Source organism: Variovorax sp. RKNM96 (assembly GCF_017161115.1).
GTDB lineage: Bacteria > Pseudomonadota > Gammaproteobacteria > Burkholderiales > Burkholderiaceae_C > Variovorax.
In genome coordinates, this window is the sequence record NZ_CP046508.1 from 3,850,438 (window position 1) to 3,865,340 (window position 14,903).

Here is a 14,903-nt window from a genome sequence, read left to right on the forward strand (position 1 = left end):
AGTGTCATATGACACGTTGCTTCCCAACAACCGGGATCAAGGCGCCGACGGGTTCATCCGGCGGTACGATCCAAAGGTTTTACTTTCAAGCGCTAGAAATTCGCAAGGAGCCTCGATGGCTGGACAGACCGCAACAACGCCGCGTGACAAGACCACCCTCGACAAGACGCTTCGAAAAAGCGAAGAAGTCGCAGCCGACGTGCAACGGGCGTCGGACAACCTGGCCGTAGTGAGCACGGTGCTCGAGCAGGAACTGCCTGACGAGATCCAGGTCGGCGAAGTGGCGCAAGCCATCGAACACACGAGCCAGCTCGAGGAAAAGCTGGCCAAGTCGGCGGAAAAACTGGCCGAGGTGAATGCCGCGCTGAGCGAAGAGATCGAAAAGCGCCTCGAAGTGACCGCCGAGCGCGACCAGAGCCAGGCGCTGGCAGAAAAGCTCAAGGCAAGGATCCGCGCCGACGGTTCGGACTGAACCCGCCCGAGAACAACGTTCCTCCGGTCCGTCTCCCTTCTCCTACGCTGCAGCCACGCTCGGCACGCTACGCTATTGGTTCTCAAAGCGAAACCAAGGCATGGCCCTCATCACGTTCCTCGTCGAGGACAACAAGACCATCAGAGACAATCTGGTCCCGGCACTCGAGGATCTGGTCAACGGCCGGGTGGTCGGCTTCGCCGAGACCGAGTCGGACGCGCTGGCATGGCTTGCGGCGCACCCCGATGGCTGGCAACTCCTGATCGTCGACCTGTTCCTGAAAGAAGGCTCCGGCCTGGGTGTGCTGGCCGGCTGCAAGACGCGCTCGGTAGGCCAGCGGGTCGTGGTTCTGAGCAACTACGTGACCGTGGACATCCGGGCCCGCTGCGAAGCACTGGGGGCCGACGCGGTGTTCGACAAGTCCCGCGATCTCGATGCCTTCATCGAATACTGCAACACCGACCGCCCCTCGGGCCTCGCCCCACTCTGAAGACGCTGCGCTCGCGCACTCTCAGCGCACCATGAAAAAAGGGCCCGAAGGCCCTTTTCTTTTTGGCTGACAAGCCGCGCCAATTGCGCGGCTGCCAAGGCGCTTCAGCGCACCACGGCGATCTGCGTACGGACGCCACCCTTGTACGTGAACAAGGTCAGCGCGCCGTTCTTGATGTCGCCCTTTTCGTCGAAGGCGATCGGGCCGGTCACGCCCTTGTATTGCAGCTTGCCGATTTCGGGCAGGTACTTTTCCGGCTCCGACGAACCGGCCTTGACCATGGCTTCGGCCAGCACGTTGACCGCGTCGTAGACGTACGGTGCATAGATCTGCACTTCGACGCCGTTCTTGGTCTTGAACTTGGCCTTGAAGTCTTCCAGCGGTTGCTTGAAGTCACCATCGACACCGCCGGCTTCAGCGCAGACCACCATGTCTTCGCCGATGGCATCGCCAGCCAGCTTCGGCAGTTCGCCGGTGCACAGGCCGTCGCCTCCCATGAACTTGACGTTCAGGCCGAGTTGCTTGACTTGCTTGAGCATCGGGCCGCCGACGGCGTCCATGCCGCCGAAGAACAGAACGTCGGGCTTGGCAGCCTTCAGCTTGGTCAGGATGGCGTTGAAGTCGGTCGACTTGTCGGTGGTGAACTCGTGGCCCACGATGGTGCCGCCGGCTGCCTTGGCGGCCTTCTCGAATTCTTCGGCAACGCCTTGGCCATAGGCCGTGCGGTCGTCGATCACGGCAATGTTCTTGCCCTTGAGCGTGTCGACGGCGTACTTGCCGAGCGTGCCGCCCAGCTGCGTGTCGTCAGCCACCACGCGGAACGTGGTCTTGAAGCCCTGGCGCGTGTACTTGGGGTTGGTTGCCGACGGCGAGACCTGCGGGATGCCGGCGTCGCTGTAGAGCTTGGAGGCGGGAATGGTGGTGCCCGAATTCAGGTGACCGACCACGCCGTTGACCTTCTCGTCGACCAGCTTCTGGGCAACGGCCGTGCCTTGCTTCGGATCGCCAGCGTCGTCTTCCGGCACCAGCACGAACTTGGCAACCTTGTCGCCGATCTTGAGGCCCTTTGCATTCAGGTCTTCGATGGCCATCTTGGCGCCGAACTCGTTGTCCTTGCCAAGGTGGGCAATGGGACCGCTGGTCGGGCCGACGTGACCGATCTTGACGATCAGTGCATCGGCAGGAGGTGCTGCGGGTGCGGGGGCGGCCGCTGTGGGCGCCGGCGTTGCAGCGGGTGCAGCAGCTTCTTCTTTCTTGCCGCAAGCCACCAGCGTGAGTGCAGCCAGTGCGACCGCAGTCCATTTCAATTGCATGGGAAACCTCCAGAACTTGGATGAAAACAATAAAAAACCGGTCGTGTGATCCGGGCGCGCAGACCTCGCAAGTTTCGCGCCGCAGACCAGCGGCACCCTCACGCCATTCCGACCTGCGGCGCAGTTTAGCCGAGGATTTATGCGCCGGAAGCTGGCGTAGACCCTGTGTTTTCGGAGAGTTCGGCGGCCATCGATTCGATCACCAGCGCACGCAAAACAGCCTCGATTTCACCGCGCAGGCGCGGCACCATGTCGTCGAGTTGCTGCTGGACCGCGGCGGACACCGCGTCGCTCAATCGCTCTTCGAGAGAGAGGTCCACGCGCTGCAGCACGCGATGCAAAAGCTGCTCTTCGAGACTGACGATTTCAGCCTGCGTGAGCTGCGCCGCGGGCGGCAGTGCGACCGCGCTGGCTGGATCGGGCTGTGGCGCCGGCGCATCGGGCGGCTCGGGGCTCGCGGGCTCCGCCGGGATGTCGAGCACCGTGGTCAGCGTGGGAACGAACCGGGGCGGCGTGCGCAGCGTGCTGGCCATGTCAGGAAGCGCTCCTTGCGAAGTCGTGCGGCTGGATGGTGTAGCCGCGGTCGGCGTAGTGGCGCCAGCGCGAGCGGCCGATCTGCCGGTCGTTGGCTTCGTCGCTCACGATGTCGATCAGGCGCTCGAAACGCTCGAAACCGGCGGGCACTTCGAGGCCCAGGTTCACCAGCATCTCGCGGTGCGGCAGCGATGCCGCATCGGCGCCCTCCGAAGAAAGGATCACAGGCGAACGGGCTACCACGTGGGCTTGCGCATCGCCGCGGCAGTGCGCGACGAAGTCGACGGGCGACAGTTGCCAGAGCGCGGCATCGACCGCATCGAGCGCCTGTGCATCGCCGACCACCACCACCCTCAGGCCGCGGGCATTCACCGCCTTGCGAACGAGCCGGCAAGCGTAGTTCAGCTTGTCGGGCGCGTTGAAGTGAAAGCCGATTTCCGTCACTTCGGGGACCGGGCCTTGCGTGCCGAGGCCTTCGGCTCTGTCCTGGCTTTGACCTTGGGCGTGGCGGAGGCAGCCTTGTCGGCCGCGCGGGTTGTCAGGTAGGACACCAGCAGCCCCACGGGCCGGCCCGTCGAACCCTTGGCCGCCCCGCTCTTCCATGCGGTGCCTGCGATGTCCAGGTGCGCCCAGGGGAAGTCGCCGACAAAGCGCTGCAGGAACTTGGCCGCGACGACCGCACCGCCGGCACGCCCGCCGATGTTGGCCACGTCGGCGAAGTTGCTCTTGAGGCCTTCGGCGTACTCGTCGTCCAGCGGCAGGCGCCAGCAGCGGTCTTGCGATGTCTCGCCGGCCGCCTGCAGCGCTGCGGCCAGCGTCTCGTCGCTCGCGAACATGCCGCTGCGCACACCGCCGAGCGCGATCACGCAGGCCCCGGTGAGCGTGGCGATGTCGATCACCGCCGCCGGTTCGAAGCGCTTGGCATAGGTCAGCGCATCGCACAGGATGAGCCGGCCTTCGGCGTCGGTGTTGAGCACTTCGATGGTCTGCCCGCTCATGCTGGTGACCACGTCGCCGGGCTTGACGGCCTTGCCGTCGTTCATGTTCTCGCACGAAGGAATGAGACCGACCACGTTGATCGCCGGCTGGATCTCGCCGAGCGCGCGGAAGGTGCCCAGCACGCTCGCGGCGCCGCACATGTCGAACTTCATCTCGTCCATCTCGGCCGCGGGCTTGAGCGACACGCCGCCGGTGTCGAAGGTGATGCCCTTGCCGACCAGCACCACCGGCGCCTGGTCCTTGGGCGCGCCTTGGTAGCGCAACACGATGAAGCGCAGCGGCTCGGCCGAGCCCTGCGCCACCGCGGCGAAGGAGCCCATGCCCAGCTTCTCGACTTCCTTGGGCCCGAGCACCTCGCACTTGATGTTGTCGAGCTTGGCCAGCCCCTTGGCGGCTTCGGCCAGCAGCGTGGGCGTGGCGTGGTTGGCGGGGCGGTTGCCCCACTCCTTGGCCAGCTCGATGCCCAGCACGGTGGCGCGGGCCTCGTCGAAGGCTTTGCTTGCACCGGCCGTGTCGGCCACGCCGACGGTCAGGTGGCGGATGCTGCGCGCCTCGGCCTTCGGCTTGGTGGTCGTGTAGACATAGCTGGCATCGGCCGCAGCCGAAACGGCGCTGGCCACGGCGGCACCGTCGGCCGGCTGGGCAAAGACGACGACGGCCCGCTTGGGCCGATGGGCCTTGGCCGCATTGACTGCCGCGATCACGCCGCTGCGCACCGACGCGGGCTTGCCGTCGCCGATGGCCGCGAGCACCACGCGGGAGGCCACGACGTCGTCGGGGCGGTAGAGTGACAGGAGCTTGCCGGCCTTGTCGGGCAGGTCGCCGGCCTTGCGGGCACTGGCGGCCAGCACGGAAAGAGCGTCTTTGGAGGTGATGGCCGCGCTGCCGACGAGCACGATGAGGACGTCGGATTTTTCGGCTGCGGCCTGGGCGATGGTGAGGGGCTTGAGTTGAAAGTCCATAATCCTTTTTTTCCTCGAACGATGTTATTCCATTCTTCCCTACGCAAGGAGCTGTCGCGCAGCTTCGGAGCGACCCTCGTGGTTCTGGTCACCATCGTGATGACCATGATGCTCATCCGTACCCTCGGGCTCGCGTCCAAGGGCAGTGTGAACCCGCAAGAGGTGTTCCTGGTGATGACCTACACGGTGCTCGGCTACATGCCGACCATCCTGAGTCTGAGCCTGTTCATCGCCATCGTCGGCACCCTCTCGCGCATGTACCGCGACAGCGAGATGGTCATCTGGTTCTCCAGCGGCCGGGGCCTGGCCGACTTCGTGGAGCCGCTGTTCCGCTTCGCCTGGCCGGTGCTGATCCTGATCGCCGTGATGGCGATGGTGGGCTGGCCCTGGGCCAACTCGCAGACCATGGGCATGCGCCAGCAGTACGAGCAGCGCAGCGACATCGAACGCGTCACGCCCGGCGAGTTCCGTGAATCGTCGGGCCGCATGCGCGTCTTCTTCATCGACAAGGACACGCCGGACGGCGCCACCGCCACCAACGTCTTCATCTGGGCGATCGAGCGCGGCCTGCAGATCACCACCTCGGCGCGCAGCGGCCGCATCGAGGACGTGGGACCCAACCGCTTCCTGATGCTGAGCAACGGCCAGCGCCTGGAGCGCCCGCTGTTGCCGACCTCGGGCCTCAAGATCAGCGAGTTCAAGACCTACGGCACCCGCGCCGGCGGCAGCTCCGATGCCACGGCCAACACCACGCCACCGCGCGCCCGCACCACCCTGTCGCTGCTGCGCGACCGCAGCAACGCGAGCCTGGGCGAGCTGGGCTGGCGCATCGGCATGCTGCTGGCGGCCATCAACTTCGTGCTGCTGGCGCTGACCGTCTCCAGCGTCAATCCGCGCGTGGGGCGCAGCGGCAACCTGCTGTTCGCGCTGTTTGCCTTCGTCATCTACTACAACCTGCTGAACCTGGGACAGAGCTGGATCAGCTCCGGCCGCTACGGCATGGGCACCTTCATGCTCCTGTTGCACGGCGGTGTCTTCCTCATCGGCGTGGCGTGGCTTGGCCTGCGCAACAACAACTGGGGCCGCCGCACCACCACCGGGCGCGTGATCGCCGGCGGCCTGGCGACCCCGCAGCCCTCCAAGATCGACCCGACCTCGTGAAAACAATCCGACGCCTGATCTATGTCGAGGCACTGAAGGCGGTGGCCTTCGTGACGCTCGGCTTCCTGTGCCTGTTCTTCTTCTTCGACTTCGTCGACGAGCTGCAATCCGTCGGCAAGCCCGAAAGCCTCGCCTACGGACCGATGCAGGCGCTCATCTACGTGGCGCTGCTGGTTCCCAGCCACCTCTACGAGCTGCTGCCGATCACGGTGCTGATCGGCTGCATCTTCGTGATGGCGCGCCTCGCACAGAGCTCCGAATACACCATCCTTCGCACCAGCGGCCTGGGCCCGTGGCGCGCGTTGCGCACCCTCCTTTTGCTCGGCGTGGGCTTCGTCATCCTGACTTTCGCCGTGGGCGACTACATCGCGCCGCTGTCCGAACGCACCGGGCAACTGCTCAAGTCGCGCTACCAGGGCACGTACTCGTTGGTGGGCAACACCGGCGCCTGGCTCAAGGAGAAGCGCGACAACGTGTCGTATGCCGTGAACGTGCTGTCGATCTCGCGCGACGGCTCGCTCAAGAACGCGCGCATCTTCGAATTCGATGCCAACGGCTATGTGAGCAAGCAGCTGGTCGTCAAGTCCGCCCGCATCCTCGACGGGCACTGGGCGCTGGCGGACATCGAGAAGCAGGACTACGACACCCGCAGTGCCGCCGACAAGGCCCGCATCGTCACCACCGAAATCCCGCAGATGGACTGGCCGACTTCGCTGACGGCTGAAATGGTGTCGGTGGCGCTGCTGCGGCCGGACCGCATGAGCACCATCGACCTGTTCGACTACATCCGCCACCTGGACGCCAACGGCCAGACGGCGCAGCGCTACGAGATCGAGTTCTGGCGCAAGGTGTTCTATCCGCTGTCGTGCCTGGTGATGGTGGTGCTCGCCCTGCCCTTCGCCTACCTGCACTTCCGCCAGGCCGGCATCACGACCTATGTGTTCGGCGGCGTGATGATCGGCATCAGCTTCTTCCTGCTGAACAACGTGTTCGGCTACCTCGGCAATCTCAGCAACTGGTCGCCATGGCTCACGGCGGCGGCGCCGGGGCTCATCTACTCGGTGATGTCGTTGACGGCCTTCAGCTGGCTGGTTCTTCGAAGATGACCATGGCCGTGGAGATGCGGGGCATCGTGCTGCTGGCACATGGTTCGCGCGACGAGCGCTGGCGCGAGCCCATCGAAGCGGTGGCCGCGCGGGTCCTGCAGGACGACCCCGCGGCCCGCGTCGTGTGCGCATACATGGAGCTCGCCACACCGGACCTCCATTCGGCCGCGGCAGGCCTGATTGCCGGCGGCGCCACCGCCGTCCGCGTCGTTCCGTTGTTCCTCGGCATGGGCAAACATGCCCGCGAAGACCTGCCGCTGCAGCTCGACACCCTCCGCAAGACCTGGCCGCAGGTCGATTTCTCGCTCGCCCGCATCGTCGGCGAGGAGCCCGAACTGGTCGAATTGCTGGCCAGAATTGCGGTCAAATCCTGAGACCCGGCAATTTCGATAGATTGCGAAGGCATAATGAATTCCGCAATAAGACGGAATTTGATATGAATCTGCACCAATTCAAGTTTGTTCAGGAAGCCGTGCGGCGCAACCTGAACCTTACCGAGGCCGCCAAGGCGCTCCACACCTCGCAGCCCGGCGTCTCCAAGGCGATCATCGAACTCGAAGAAGAGTTGGGCGTCGAGATCTTTGCGCGCCACGGCAAGCGCCTCAAACGCGTGACGGAGCCGGGCCAGCATGTCATTGCCAGCATCGAGCTGATCATGCGCGAGGTGGGCAACCTCAAGCGCATCGGCGAGCAGTTCAGCGCGCAGGACAGCGGCACCCTCTCCATCGCCACCACCCATACCCAGGCGCGCTATGTTCTGCCGGTGCCCGTGGCCAACCTTCGCGAGGCCTATCCGAAGGTCAACGTGAGCCTGCACCAGGGTTCGCCCGACCAGGTGGCGCGCATGGTGATCGACGAGATCGCCGAGATCGGCATCGCCACCGAATCGCTCGACGGCTACGCCGAACTCGTGACCCTGCCCTGCTACGAGTGGCAGCATGTGCTGGTGCTGCCGAAGGACCATCCGCTGGCCGGCAAGGAGCGCATCTCTCTCGAAGACCTGGCGAGCGAGCCGATCATCACGTACCACCCGTCGTTCACCGGCCGCACGCGCATCGACCACGCCTTCGCGCAGAAGAAGCTCACGCCGCGCATCGCGCTCGAGGCCATCGATTCCGACGTGATCAAGACCTACGTGCGCCTCGGCCTGGGCGTCGGCATCGTGGCCGAGATGGCCGTGCGCGACGAATCGAACGCCGACCTCGTGGTGCGCCCGATGGGACATGTGTTCGGCCAGAATATTGCCCGTGTCGCGTTCAAGCGCAGCGCGTACCTGCGCAACTTCGTCTTCAAGTTCGCCGAACTGCTGTCCGACCGGCTCGACCGCAACCTGATCGCCAAGGCCCTGAGCGGCCATCAACAAGACTACGAGTTATAGGATCACCCCCAGTCTTCGCGCACTTCGTGTCGCTTCGCCAACCCCCTTCCAGGGGGCAACACCAGCAGCCCGGCGGAGCCGGTTCTGCGGTGTTCCACGAAGAGGGACCGCGCGGCGGAATCACTGAACCCACGACCACCATGAGCACTGTTCTTTCTTCTCCACGCACGCCCGAGATCACGACCAAGCTGCCGGCTGTCGGCACCACCATCTTCACCGTCATGTCGGCGCTCGCCGCCGAGAAGAATGCGGTCAACCTCGGACAGGGCTTTCCGGATTTCCATTGCGATCCGAAGCTGCTCGAAGACGTGACGGCCGCCATGGCCGCAGGCCACAACCAGTACCCACCGATGCCGGGCATCCCGGCGCTGCGCGATGCCATCGTCGCCAAGATCTCCGCGCTCTACGGCCACAGCTACAGCGCCGCCACCGAGATCACCGTCACGGCGGGCGCGACGCAGGCCATCATCACCGCCATCCTCGCCATCGTGCGTCCCGGCGACGAGGTGATCGTGCTGGAGCCCTGCTACGACAGCTACGTGCCCAACATCGAACTGGCCGGCGGCAGCGTGGTGCGCGTGCCGCTCGTGCCCGGCACCTTCCGCCCCGATTTCGACAAGATCGCCGCGGCGATGAGCCCGCGCACCCGCGCGATCATCATCAACACGCCGCACAACCCGAGCGCCACGGTCTGGACCGAGGCCGAGATGCGCAAGCTCGAAGAGCTGCTCGCCCCGACCGACGTGTTCGTGATCGCCGACGAGGTCTACGAGCACATGGTGTTCGATGCGGCGCGACACGAAAGCGTGGCCCGCTTCCCGGGCCTGGCGGCGCGCAGCTTCATCGTCAGCAGCTTCGGCAAGACCTACCACGTGACCGGCTGGAAGGTCGGCTACGTGGCCGCGCCCGCGCCGCTGATGGCGGAGTTCCGCAAGGTGCACCAGTTCAACGTGTTCACCGTCAACACGCCGATGCAGCACGCGCTCGCGCAGTACATGGCCGAGCCGAAGCCGTATCTCGAACTGCCGGCCTTCTACCAGCGCAAGCGCGACCTGTTCGCCGCGGGCCTGGCCGAAAAAACGCGCTTCAGGCTGCTGCGCAGCGAAGGCAGCTACTTCCAGTGCGTCGACATCTCGGCCGTGAGCGATCTCTCCGAAGCCGACTTTTGCCTGTGGCTCACCGGCGAAATCGGCGTGGCGGCGATTCCGCTGTCGGCGTTCTACGGCAACGGCTTCGACCAGCGCGTGGTGCGCTTTTGCTTCGCCAAGAAGGACGAGACGCTCGTCGCCGCGCTGGACCGGCTCGCGAAGCTCTGACACCGACAGCCGGCATCCGGGCACCGCGATGACGATGAACCGGCCGCGCTGGATCCTGCTGGTGCTGGGCCTTTCGTTCTTCGTGGTGGGCGTGGCCGACGCCTTCATGCCGCCACTTCGCGGCAAGGACTACAGCGTGCTCGACGTGGCGCATGCGTTCCTCATCTCCGCGCTCTGCTACACGTGGTGCCGGGCCGAGGGCTTGGCGCGCGGCGTGATCCCGCCCGGCCGCTCGGCGCTGCTCGCGGGCGTCTTTCCGCTGCTGGGCATTCCGGTCTATTTCTTTCGCACGCGCCCCTGGCGACGGGCACTGGTGTCCACGCTGGGCGCCGCAGGCTTCCTGGTGATGGGCCTGCTGCTCGCGGCCGGCGGCACCTTGTTGACCGAATCGGTGCGGGCCTGAGAGGATCGCCCGCATGAACTCCGTCCGCATCGTCAAGATCGTCTTCGCCTTGGTCGGCACGTCGATGCTTGTCGGCGCATGGTTGCTGTACCGGAACACCTCGGCATTCATCGCCTCGGCCAGCAAGGCACAGGGCGAGGTGATCGCATTGCAGGCCGTGGAGAGTTCGCGCCGCAACAGTTCGCCGAAGTGGCGTCCGCGGGTGCGCTTCAAGGCGCCTTCGGGCGCGATCATCGAGTTCTCGCCATCGAGCAGCAGCAACCCGCCCGCCTACAGCGAGGGCGAAGTCGTGGGCGTGTTCTTCAACCCCGCCAACCCGCAGGACGCGCGGCTCGACGGCTTCTTTGCCCTCTGGGGCGGCGCGGCCATCGTGGGCGGACTTGGCGCCGTCTTCCTGGCCTTTGCGGTGGCCATGCACTTCCTGCTTGCAGGCGCACCGGCAAAGCGCCGACGCCCACGGTAGGACAGCCCTGACCGCCGAAGTGGCGGCTCTCCGGCCCTTCGCGCCCTCCGGGACCGCGAGCATCAAGGCTCGTTACAACAAACGTCCCAGGAGAAAACCATGTCCCTCTCGTTCATTCTGCTGATCGTCCTGATCCTGATACTGATCGGCGCGCTGCCGAGTTGGGGCTACAGCCGGTCCTGGGGCTATGGACCCAGCGGCGGCCTCGGCCTCGTGGTGCTGATCGTCGTCATCCTGGTGCTCATGGGTCGCATATAGCGCCCACGCCTCGATAAAGAAAAGCCCGCTTCGCAGCGGGCTTTTTCATGCCTGCAGCTGGGCCCAGGCCTTGTCCAGCCGCTTCACGCTCACGGGTTGCGGCGTGCGCAGCTCCTGGGCAAAGAAACTCACGCGAAGCTCCTCGAGCAGCCAGCGGAATTCGAGCATGCGGTCGTCCACCACGCCCTTGCGTTCGGCAACCAGCCGCCAGTAGCGCTGCTCCTGTGGGCGAAGTTCGGCCAGCTTGGCCGTGTCGCGCGCGGGGTCGGCGCGCAGCTTGTCCAGGCGCAGCACGATGGCCTTGAGATAGCGCGCGAAGTGCTGCAACTGCGTCCATGGCGAGTCGGCGATGAAGCGCTTGCCGACGAGCTTCTGCAACTGCTGCGCGGCATCCTGCACGGCCTCGGGCTGGATCTTGGTGTCCTTGATCTTGCGCGCGGCGGCGGCGTACTCGACGAGGATGGTGGACGCAAGCCGCGCCACCTCGTTGGCGATCAGCGTGAGCCGCCCACGCCCCTCTTCCAGCCTGCGCTTGAAGGCGAACTCGTCGGTCGGCAGCGGCTCCTGCAGGAAGGCCCGGTCGATGGCCACGTCGATGATCTGCGCGCGCAACTCCTCGGAGGTGCCCAGCGGCATGTAGGCCACGGCCATCTTCTGCAGGTCGGGGATGTTCTTCTCGAGGTACTTGAGCGCGTCTTTCAGCTGCAGCGCGAACAGGCGGCGCAGGCCCGCGCGGTGCTTCGCGGCGGCGACGGCGGGTTCGTCGAACACCTCGATCGTCACCGCATCGCCTTCGTCGCGCAGCGCGGGAAAGCCGATGAGCGACTGCGATCCGCGGCGCACTTCCATCAGTTCCGGCAACTCGCCGAAGGTCCAGGCCGTGTAGCGCTGACCCGCGGGCAACGCAGGCGTCGCCTTCTCGGGCGCAGCACTTTTCGCAGGCACCTTGTCTTCGTTGGCGGCCGAGGCCTTCGGCTGAGGCGACGCTTTCACGTTGAGCCCAGCCAATGCCTGGAAGGCGCCTCGCGCCTGCGCGCCCAGCTCGGCCTTCAACGCACCCAGATTGCGCCCCATGCCCAACTGGCGACCATGCTCGTCGACGATGCGCAGGTTCATGAACAGGTGCGGCGGCAGCATGTCGAGCTTGAAGTCGGCGCGCTTCACGTCGATGCTGGTCATGTCGCGCACGCGCTTGAGCAGCACGTCGGTGAGCGAGCCGGTGCCGAACAGCTCGGGCTCCGACAGCGCCTCGGCCAACTTCGTCGCCGATTCGGGCAGCGGCACCAGCCGCGAGCGCGGGCGCTGCGGCAGGCTCTTGAGCAGCGCCTGGATCTTGTCCTTGAGCATGCCGGTCACGAGCCACTCGCAGCGCTCCTCGCTCACCTGGTTGAGCACGAACAGCGGAACGCTGACGGTGAGGCCGTCCTTCGCATCGCCGGGTTCGTGCAGGTAGGCCGCGGCGCAGTCGACGCCACCGAGCCGCAGCGTGGCCGGGAACGATTGCGTCGTGATGCCGGCTGCCTGGTGGCGCATCAATTCGTCGCGCGTCAGGTACAGGAGACGCGGCTGTTCTCTCGAGGCATGGCGATACCAGTTCTCGAAGCTGATGCCGCTCGCCACATCGGCGGGCAATTGCACGTCGTAGAACGCGAAGATCAGTTCTTCATCGACCAGCACATCCTGCCGGCGCGCCTTGTGCTCCAGGCCTTCGACCTCGCGCACCAGCTTGCGGTTGGCCGTGAGGAACGGGAATTTGCTTTCCCATTGGCCGCCGACCAGCGCTTCGCGAATGAAGATCTCGCGCGCCGCGACCGGGTCGACCTTGGTGAAATCGACGCGGCGCCCGCTGTACACCACGAGGCCGTAGAGCGTCGCACGCTCCAGCGCCGAAACCTGCGCGCCCTTCTTCTCCCAATGCGGATCGAGCAGTTGCTTCTTCAGCAGATGCCCCGCCACCTGCTCGAGCCATTGCGGCTCGATGTTGGCGATGCCGCGGCCGAAGAGCCGCGTGGTCTCGACCAGTTCGGCCGCGACGATCCAGCGGCCGGGTTTTTTCTTCAGATGCGCGCCCGGGTGCTTGTAGAACTTGATGCCGCGCGCGCCGAGGTACGCCTCGTCGTCCTCGAGCTTCCAGCCGACGTTGCCCAGCAGGCCGGCGAGCATCGACAGGTGCAGCGGCTCGTAGCCGGCCGGCTCCGCGTTGATGCGCCACTTGTGCTCGGTCACCACCGTGAGCAGCTGCGAGTGGATGTCGCGCCATTCGCGTACGCGGCGGATGTTGATGAAGTTCTGGCGCAGCAGCTGCTCGTACTGGCGGTTGCTGAGCTTGTGTGTGTCGCCGTGGCCGCCGCGTGCATCGGCGATCCATTTCCACAAACGCAGGTAGCCGCTGAACTCGCTCTTCTCGTCGTCGAACTTCGAATGCGCCTGGTCGGCCTGCTGCTGCGCTTCCATCGGCCGGTCGCGCACGTCCTGCACGCTGAGGGCGGAGGCGATGACCAGCACCTCTTCGAGCGCGCCGCGCGTGCGGGCTTCCAAGATCATGCGGCCGACACGCGGGTCGAGCGGCAGCTTGGCGAGTTCGGCGCCGGTGGCGGTGAGCTCGTTCGCATCGTCGACCGCGCCGAGTTCGTTGAGCAGCTGGTAGCCGTCGGCAATCGCGCGCGGCGACGGCGCTTCGAGGAACGGGAAACGCGCCACGTCGCCCAGGCGCAGCGACTTCATCCGCAGGATCACGCCCGCGAGCGAAGAACGCAGGATTTCCGGGTCGGTGAAGCGCGGGCGGCCGTCGAAATCCTTCTCGTCGTAGAGCCGGATGCAGATGCCGTTCGCCACGCGGCCGCAACGGCCCGCGCGCTGGTTGGCCGCGGCCTGGCTGATCGGCTCGACCAGCAACTGCTCGACCTTGCTGCGGAAGCTGTAGCGCTTCACGCGCGCCGTGCCGGTGTCGATCACGTAGCGGGTGCCCGGCACCGTCAGCGAGGTCTCGGCCACGTTGGTGGCGAGCACGATGCGGCGGCCCGTATGGCTGTCGAAGATGCGGTCCTGCTCGGGCCCCGAGAGCCGCGCGAACAGCGGCAGCACCTCGGCGTTGCGGAACAGCGGCTGGTGGCTCAGGTGGCGGCGCAGGTGGTCGGCCGCCTCGCGGATCTCGCGCTCGCCGGGCAGGAAGACGAGGATGTCACCCGCGTTGTGCGGATCGCGCCAGAGCTCGTCGACGCCATCGGCGATGGCGTCGTTCAGGTCGTGCTCGCGCGATTCCTCGAAGGGGCGGTAGCGCTGCTCTACAGGGAAAGTGCGGCCCGAGACATAGATGATCGGCGCCGGGCCCTTGGCCGATGCGAAGTGCTGTGCGAAGCGGTCGGCGTCGATGGTCGCCGAGGTCACGATCACCTTCAGATCCGGGCGGCGCGGAAGAATCTCGCGCAGGTAGCCAAGCAGGAAGTCGATGTTGAGCGAACGCTCGTGGGCCTCGTCAATGATGAGCGTGTCGTACGCCTTGAGCAGCGGATCGGTCTGCGTCTCGGCGAGCAGGATGCCGTCGGTCATCAGCTTGACCGAGGCGTCGCGGCTCAGTCGGTCCTGAAAACGCACCTTGAAGCCGACCACATCGCCCAGCGGCGTCTTGAGCTCTTCGGCGATGCGCTTGGCCACCGAGCTCGCCGCGATGCGCCGCGGCTGCGTGTGGCCGATGAGCCGGCCCTTGCCCGGCTCGGCGTTGATCTTGCCGCGGCCGAGCGCCAGCGCGATCTTCGGCAACTGGGTGGTCTTGCCCGAGCCGGTTTCGCCGCAGACGATCACGACCTGGTTCGCCTGAATGGCGGCCATGATTTCGTCGCGCCGGCCGGAGACGGGAAGCGATTCGGGGAACTCGATGCGCAAGGGGGCGGAGGGTGTCGTGGTCGTCAAGGGAGAGCAGTCGTCGTCGGCACGCGGCGGGCAAACCGTCGATTATCGGCGCGCACCGCGGCTGTTGCACAGCTTCCACAGTGCGGCGTGCCGGTGCAACGCGCGGCGTAAATAGTCTTTACTCTACCGCAACCCCTCG

The 14,903-nt window shown here is 65.8% G+C and carries 15 protein-coding genes; 10 read left to right on the forward strand and 5 right to left on the reverse strand.

What is annotated here, in order from left to right:
- Nucleotides 1-115: 115 nt before the first annotated feature.
- Entirely contained in the window at nt 116-472 is a 357-nt protein-coding gene (locus GNX71_RS17635) for a hypothetical protein (protein ID WP_206173518.1), read from the forward strand.
- Between the two features lie 100 nt (nt 473-572).
- The gene (locus GNX71_RS17640) at nt 573-962 is read left to right on the forward strand and encodes a response regulator (protein ID WP_206173519.1); all 390 of its coding nucleotides are present in this window, start codon (nt 573-575) and stop codon (nt 960-962) included.
- Between the two features lie 104 nt (nt 963-1,066).
- Here GNX71_RS17640 and GNX71_RS17645 read toward each other — a convergent pair whose 3' ends face one another.
- From GNX71_RS17645 to GNX71_RS17660, 4 genes are all read right to left on the reverse strand, one after another.
- Nucleotides 1,067-2,275, reverse strand: coding sequence for a branched-chain amino acid ABC transporter substrate-binding protein (locus GNX71_RS17645; protein ID WP_206173520.1), 1,209 nt, complete (start codon nt 2,273-2,275; stop codon nt 1,067-1,069).
- A 137-nt stretch (nt 2,276-2,412) separates the two neighbouring features.
- Nucleotides 2,413-2,808 carry a hypothetical protein gene (locus GNX71_RS17650; protein ID WP_206173521.1) on the reverse strand — a complete coding sequence of 132 codons (396 nt, stop codon included), beginning with the start codon at nt 2,806-2,808 and terminating at the stop codon, nt 2,413-2,415.
- A 1-nt stretch (nt 2,809) separates the two neighbouring features.
- On the reverse strand, nt 2,810-3,253 hold the full coding sequence (locus tag GNX71_RS17655; RefSeq protein ID WP_093432372.1) for a DNA polymerase III subunit chi: 444 nt from the start codon (nt 3,251-3,253) through the stop codon (nt 2,810-2,812).
- On the reverse strand, nt 3,250-4,770 hold the full coding sequence (locus tag GNX71_RS17660; RefSeq protein ID WP_206173522.1) for a leucyl aminopeptidase: 1,521 nt from the start codon (nt 4,768-4,770) through the stop codon (nt 3,250-3,252). The genes GNX71_RS17655 and GNX71_RS17660 overlap by 4 nt, the downstream gene beginning before the upstream one ends.
- A 21-nt stretch (nt 4,771-4,791) precedes the next feature.
- Between GNX71_RS17660 and lptF the strand changes: the two genes are divergently transcribed.
- The 8 genes from lptF to GNX71_RS17700 all read left to right on the forward strand — a co-directional run bounded on the left by lptF (nt 4,792) and on the right by GNX71_RS17700 (nt 10,855).
- The gene (lptF, locus tag GNX71_RS17665; protein ID WP_206173523.1) at nt 4,792-5,931 is read left to right on the forward strand and encodes an LPS export ABC transporter permease LptF; all 1,140 of its coding nucleotides are present in this window, start codon (nt 4,792-4,794) and stop codon (nt 5,929-5,931) included.
- Nucleotides 5,928-7,037, forward strand: a complete 1,110-nt coding sequence (gene lptG, locus GNX71_RS17670; RefSeq protein WP_206173524.1) for an LPS export ABC transporter permease LptG — start codon at nt 5,928-5,930, stop codon at nt 7,035-7,037. The genes lptF and lptG overlap by 4 nt, the downstream gene beginning before the upstream one ends.
- Entirely contained in the window at nt 7,034-7,411 is a 378-nt protein-coding gene (locus tag GNX71_RS17675) for a CbiX/SirB N-terminal domain-containing protein (protein ID WP_206173525.1), read from the forward strand. The genes lptG and GNX71_RS17675 overlap by 4 nt, the downstream gene beginning before the upstream one ends.
- Nucleotides 7,412-7,473: 62 nt before the next feature.
- On the forward strand, nt 7,474-8,415 hold the full coding sequence (locus tag GNX71_RS17680) for a CysB family HTH-type transcriptional regulator (protein ID WP_206173526.1): 942 nt from the start codon (nt 7,474-7,476) through the stop codon (nt 8,413-8,415).
- Nucleotides 8,416-8,555: 140 nt separating this feature from the next.
- On the forward strand, nt 8,556-9,731 hold the full coding sequence (locus GNX71_RS17685; RefSeq protein WP_206173527.1) for a pyridoxal phosphate-dependent aminotransferase: 1,176 nt from the start codon (nt 8,556-8,558) through the stop codon (nt 9,729-9,731).
- Nucleotides 9,732-9,759: 28 nt separating this feature from the next.
- The gene (locus GNX71_RS17690) at nt 9,760-10,134 is read left to right on the forward strand and encodes a rard protein (protein ID WP_206173528.1); all 375 of its coding nucleotides are present in this window, start codon (nt 9,760-9,762) and stop codon (nt 10,132-10,134) included.
- A 13-nt stretch (nt 10,135-10,147) separates the two neighbouring features.
- Entirely contained in the window at nt 10,148-10,597 is a 450-nt protein-coding gene (locus GNX71_RS17695) for a DUF3592 domain-containing protein (RefSeq protein ID WP_206173529.1), read from the forward strand.
- Between the two features lie 99 nt (nt 10,598-10,696).
- Complete coding sequence (locus tag GNX71_RS17700) at nt 10,697-10,855, forward strand: DUF3309 family protein (protein WP_093239522.1); 159 nt, start codon at nt 10,697-10,699, stop codon at nt 10,853-10,855.
- 45 nt (nt 10,856-10,900) lie between these two features.
- Here GNX71_RS17700 and hrpA read toward each other — a convergent pair whose 3' ends face one another.
- Nucleotides 10,901-14,764: an ATP-dependent RNA helicase HrpA gene (hrpA, locus tag GNX71_RS17705; RefSeq protein ID WP_206173530.1), complete on the reverse strand. Its 3,864-nt coding sequence runs from the start codon at nt 14,762-14,764 to the stop codon at nt 10,901-10,903.
- Nucleotides 14,765-14,903: the final 139 nt, after the last annotated feature.

What these genes read in the sequence shown, in the direction of transcription:
- lptF (WP_206173523.1), top strand. Translation starts at nt 4,792, where the DNA reads ATGTTATTCCATTCTTCCCTACGCAAGGAGCTGTCGCGCAGCTTCGGA.
- GNX71_RS17660 (WP_206173522.1), bottom strand. Translation starts at nt 4,770, where the DNA reads ATGGACTTTCAACTCAAGCCCCTCACCATCGCCCAGGCCGCAGCCGAA.
- GNX71_RS17675 (WP_206173525.1), top strand. Translation starts at nt 7,034, where the DNA reads ATGACCATGGCCGTGGAGATGCGGGGCATCGTGCTGCTGGCACATGGT.
- GNX71_RS17635 (WP_206173518.1), top strand. Translation starts at nt 116, where the DNA reads ATGGCTGGACAGACCGCAACAACGCCGCGTGACAAGACCACCCTCGAC.
- GNX71_RS17650 (WP_206173521.1), bottom strand. Translation starts at nt 2,808, where the DNA reads ATGGCCAGCACGCTGCGCACGCCGCCCCGGTTCGTTCCCACGCTGACC.
- GNX71_RS17680 (WP_206173526.1), top strand. Translation starts at nt 7,474, where the DNA reads ATGAATCTGCACCAATTCAAGTTTGTTCAGGAAGCCGTGCGGCGCAAC.
- GNX71_RS17700 (WP_093239522.1), top strand. Translation starts at nt 10,697, where the DNA reads ATGTCCCTCTCGTTCATTCTGCTGATCGTCCTGATCCTGATACTGATC.
- GNX71_RS17640 (WP_206173519.1), top strand. Translation starts at nt 573, where the DNA reads ATGGCCCTCATCACGTTCCTCGTCGAGGACAACAAGACCATCAGAGAC.
- GNX71_RS17695 (WP_206173529.1), top strand. Translation starts at nt 10,148, where the DNA reads ATGAACTCCGTCCGCATCGTCAAGATCGTCTTCGCCTTGGTCGGCACG.
- GNX71_RS17645 (WP_206173520.1), bottom strand. Translation starts at nt 2,275, where the DNA reads ATGCAATTGAAATGGACTGCGGTCGCACTGGCTGCACTCACGCTGGTG.
- GNX71_RS17685 (WP_206173527.1), top strand. Translation starts at nt 8,556, where the DNA reads ATGAGCACTGTTCTTTCTTCTCCACGCACGCCCGAGATCACGACCAAG.
- GNX71_RS17690 (WP_206173528.1), top strand. Translation starts at nt 9,760, where the DNA reads ATGACGATGAACCGGCCGCGCTGGATCCTGCTGGTGCTGGGCCTTTCG.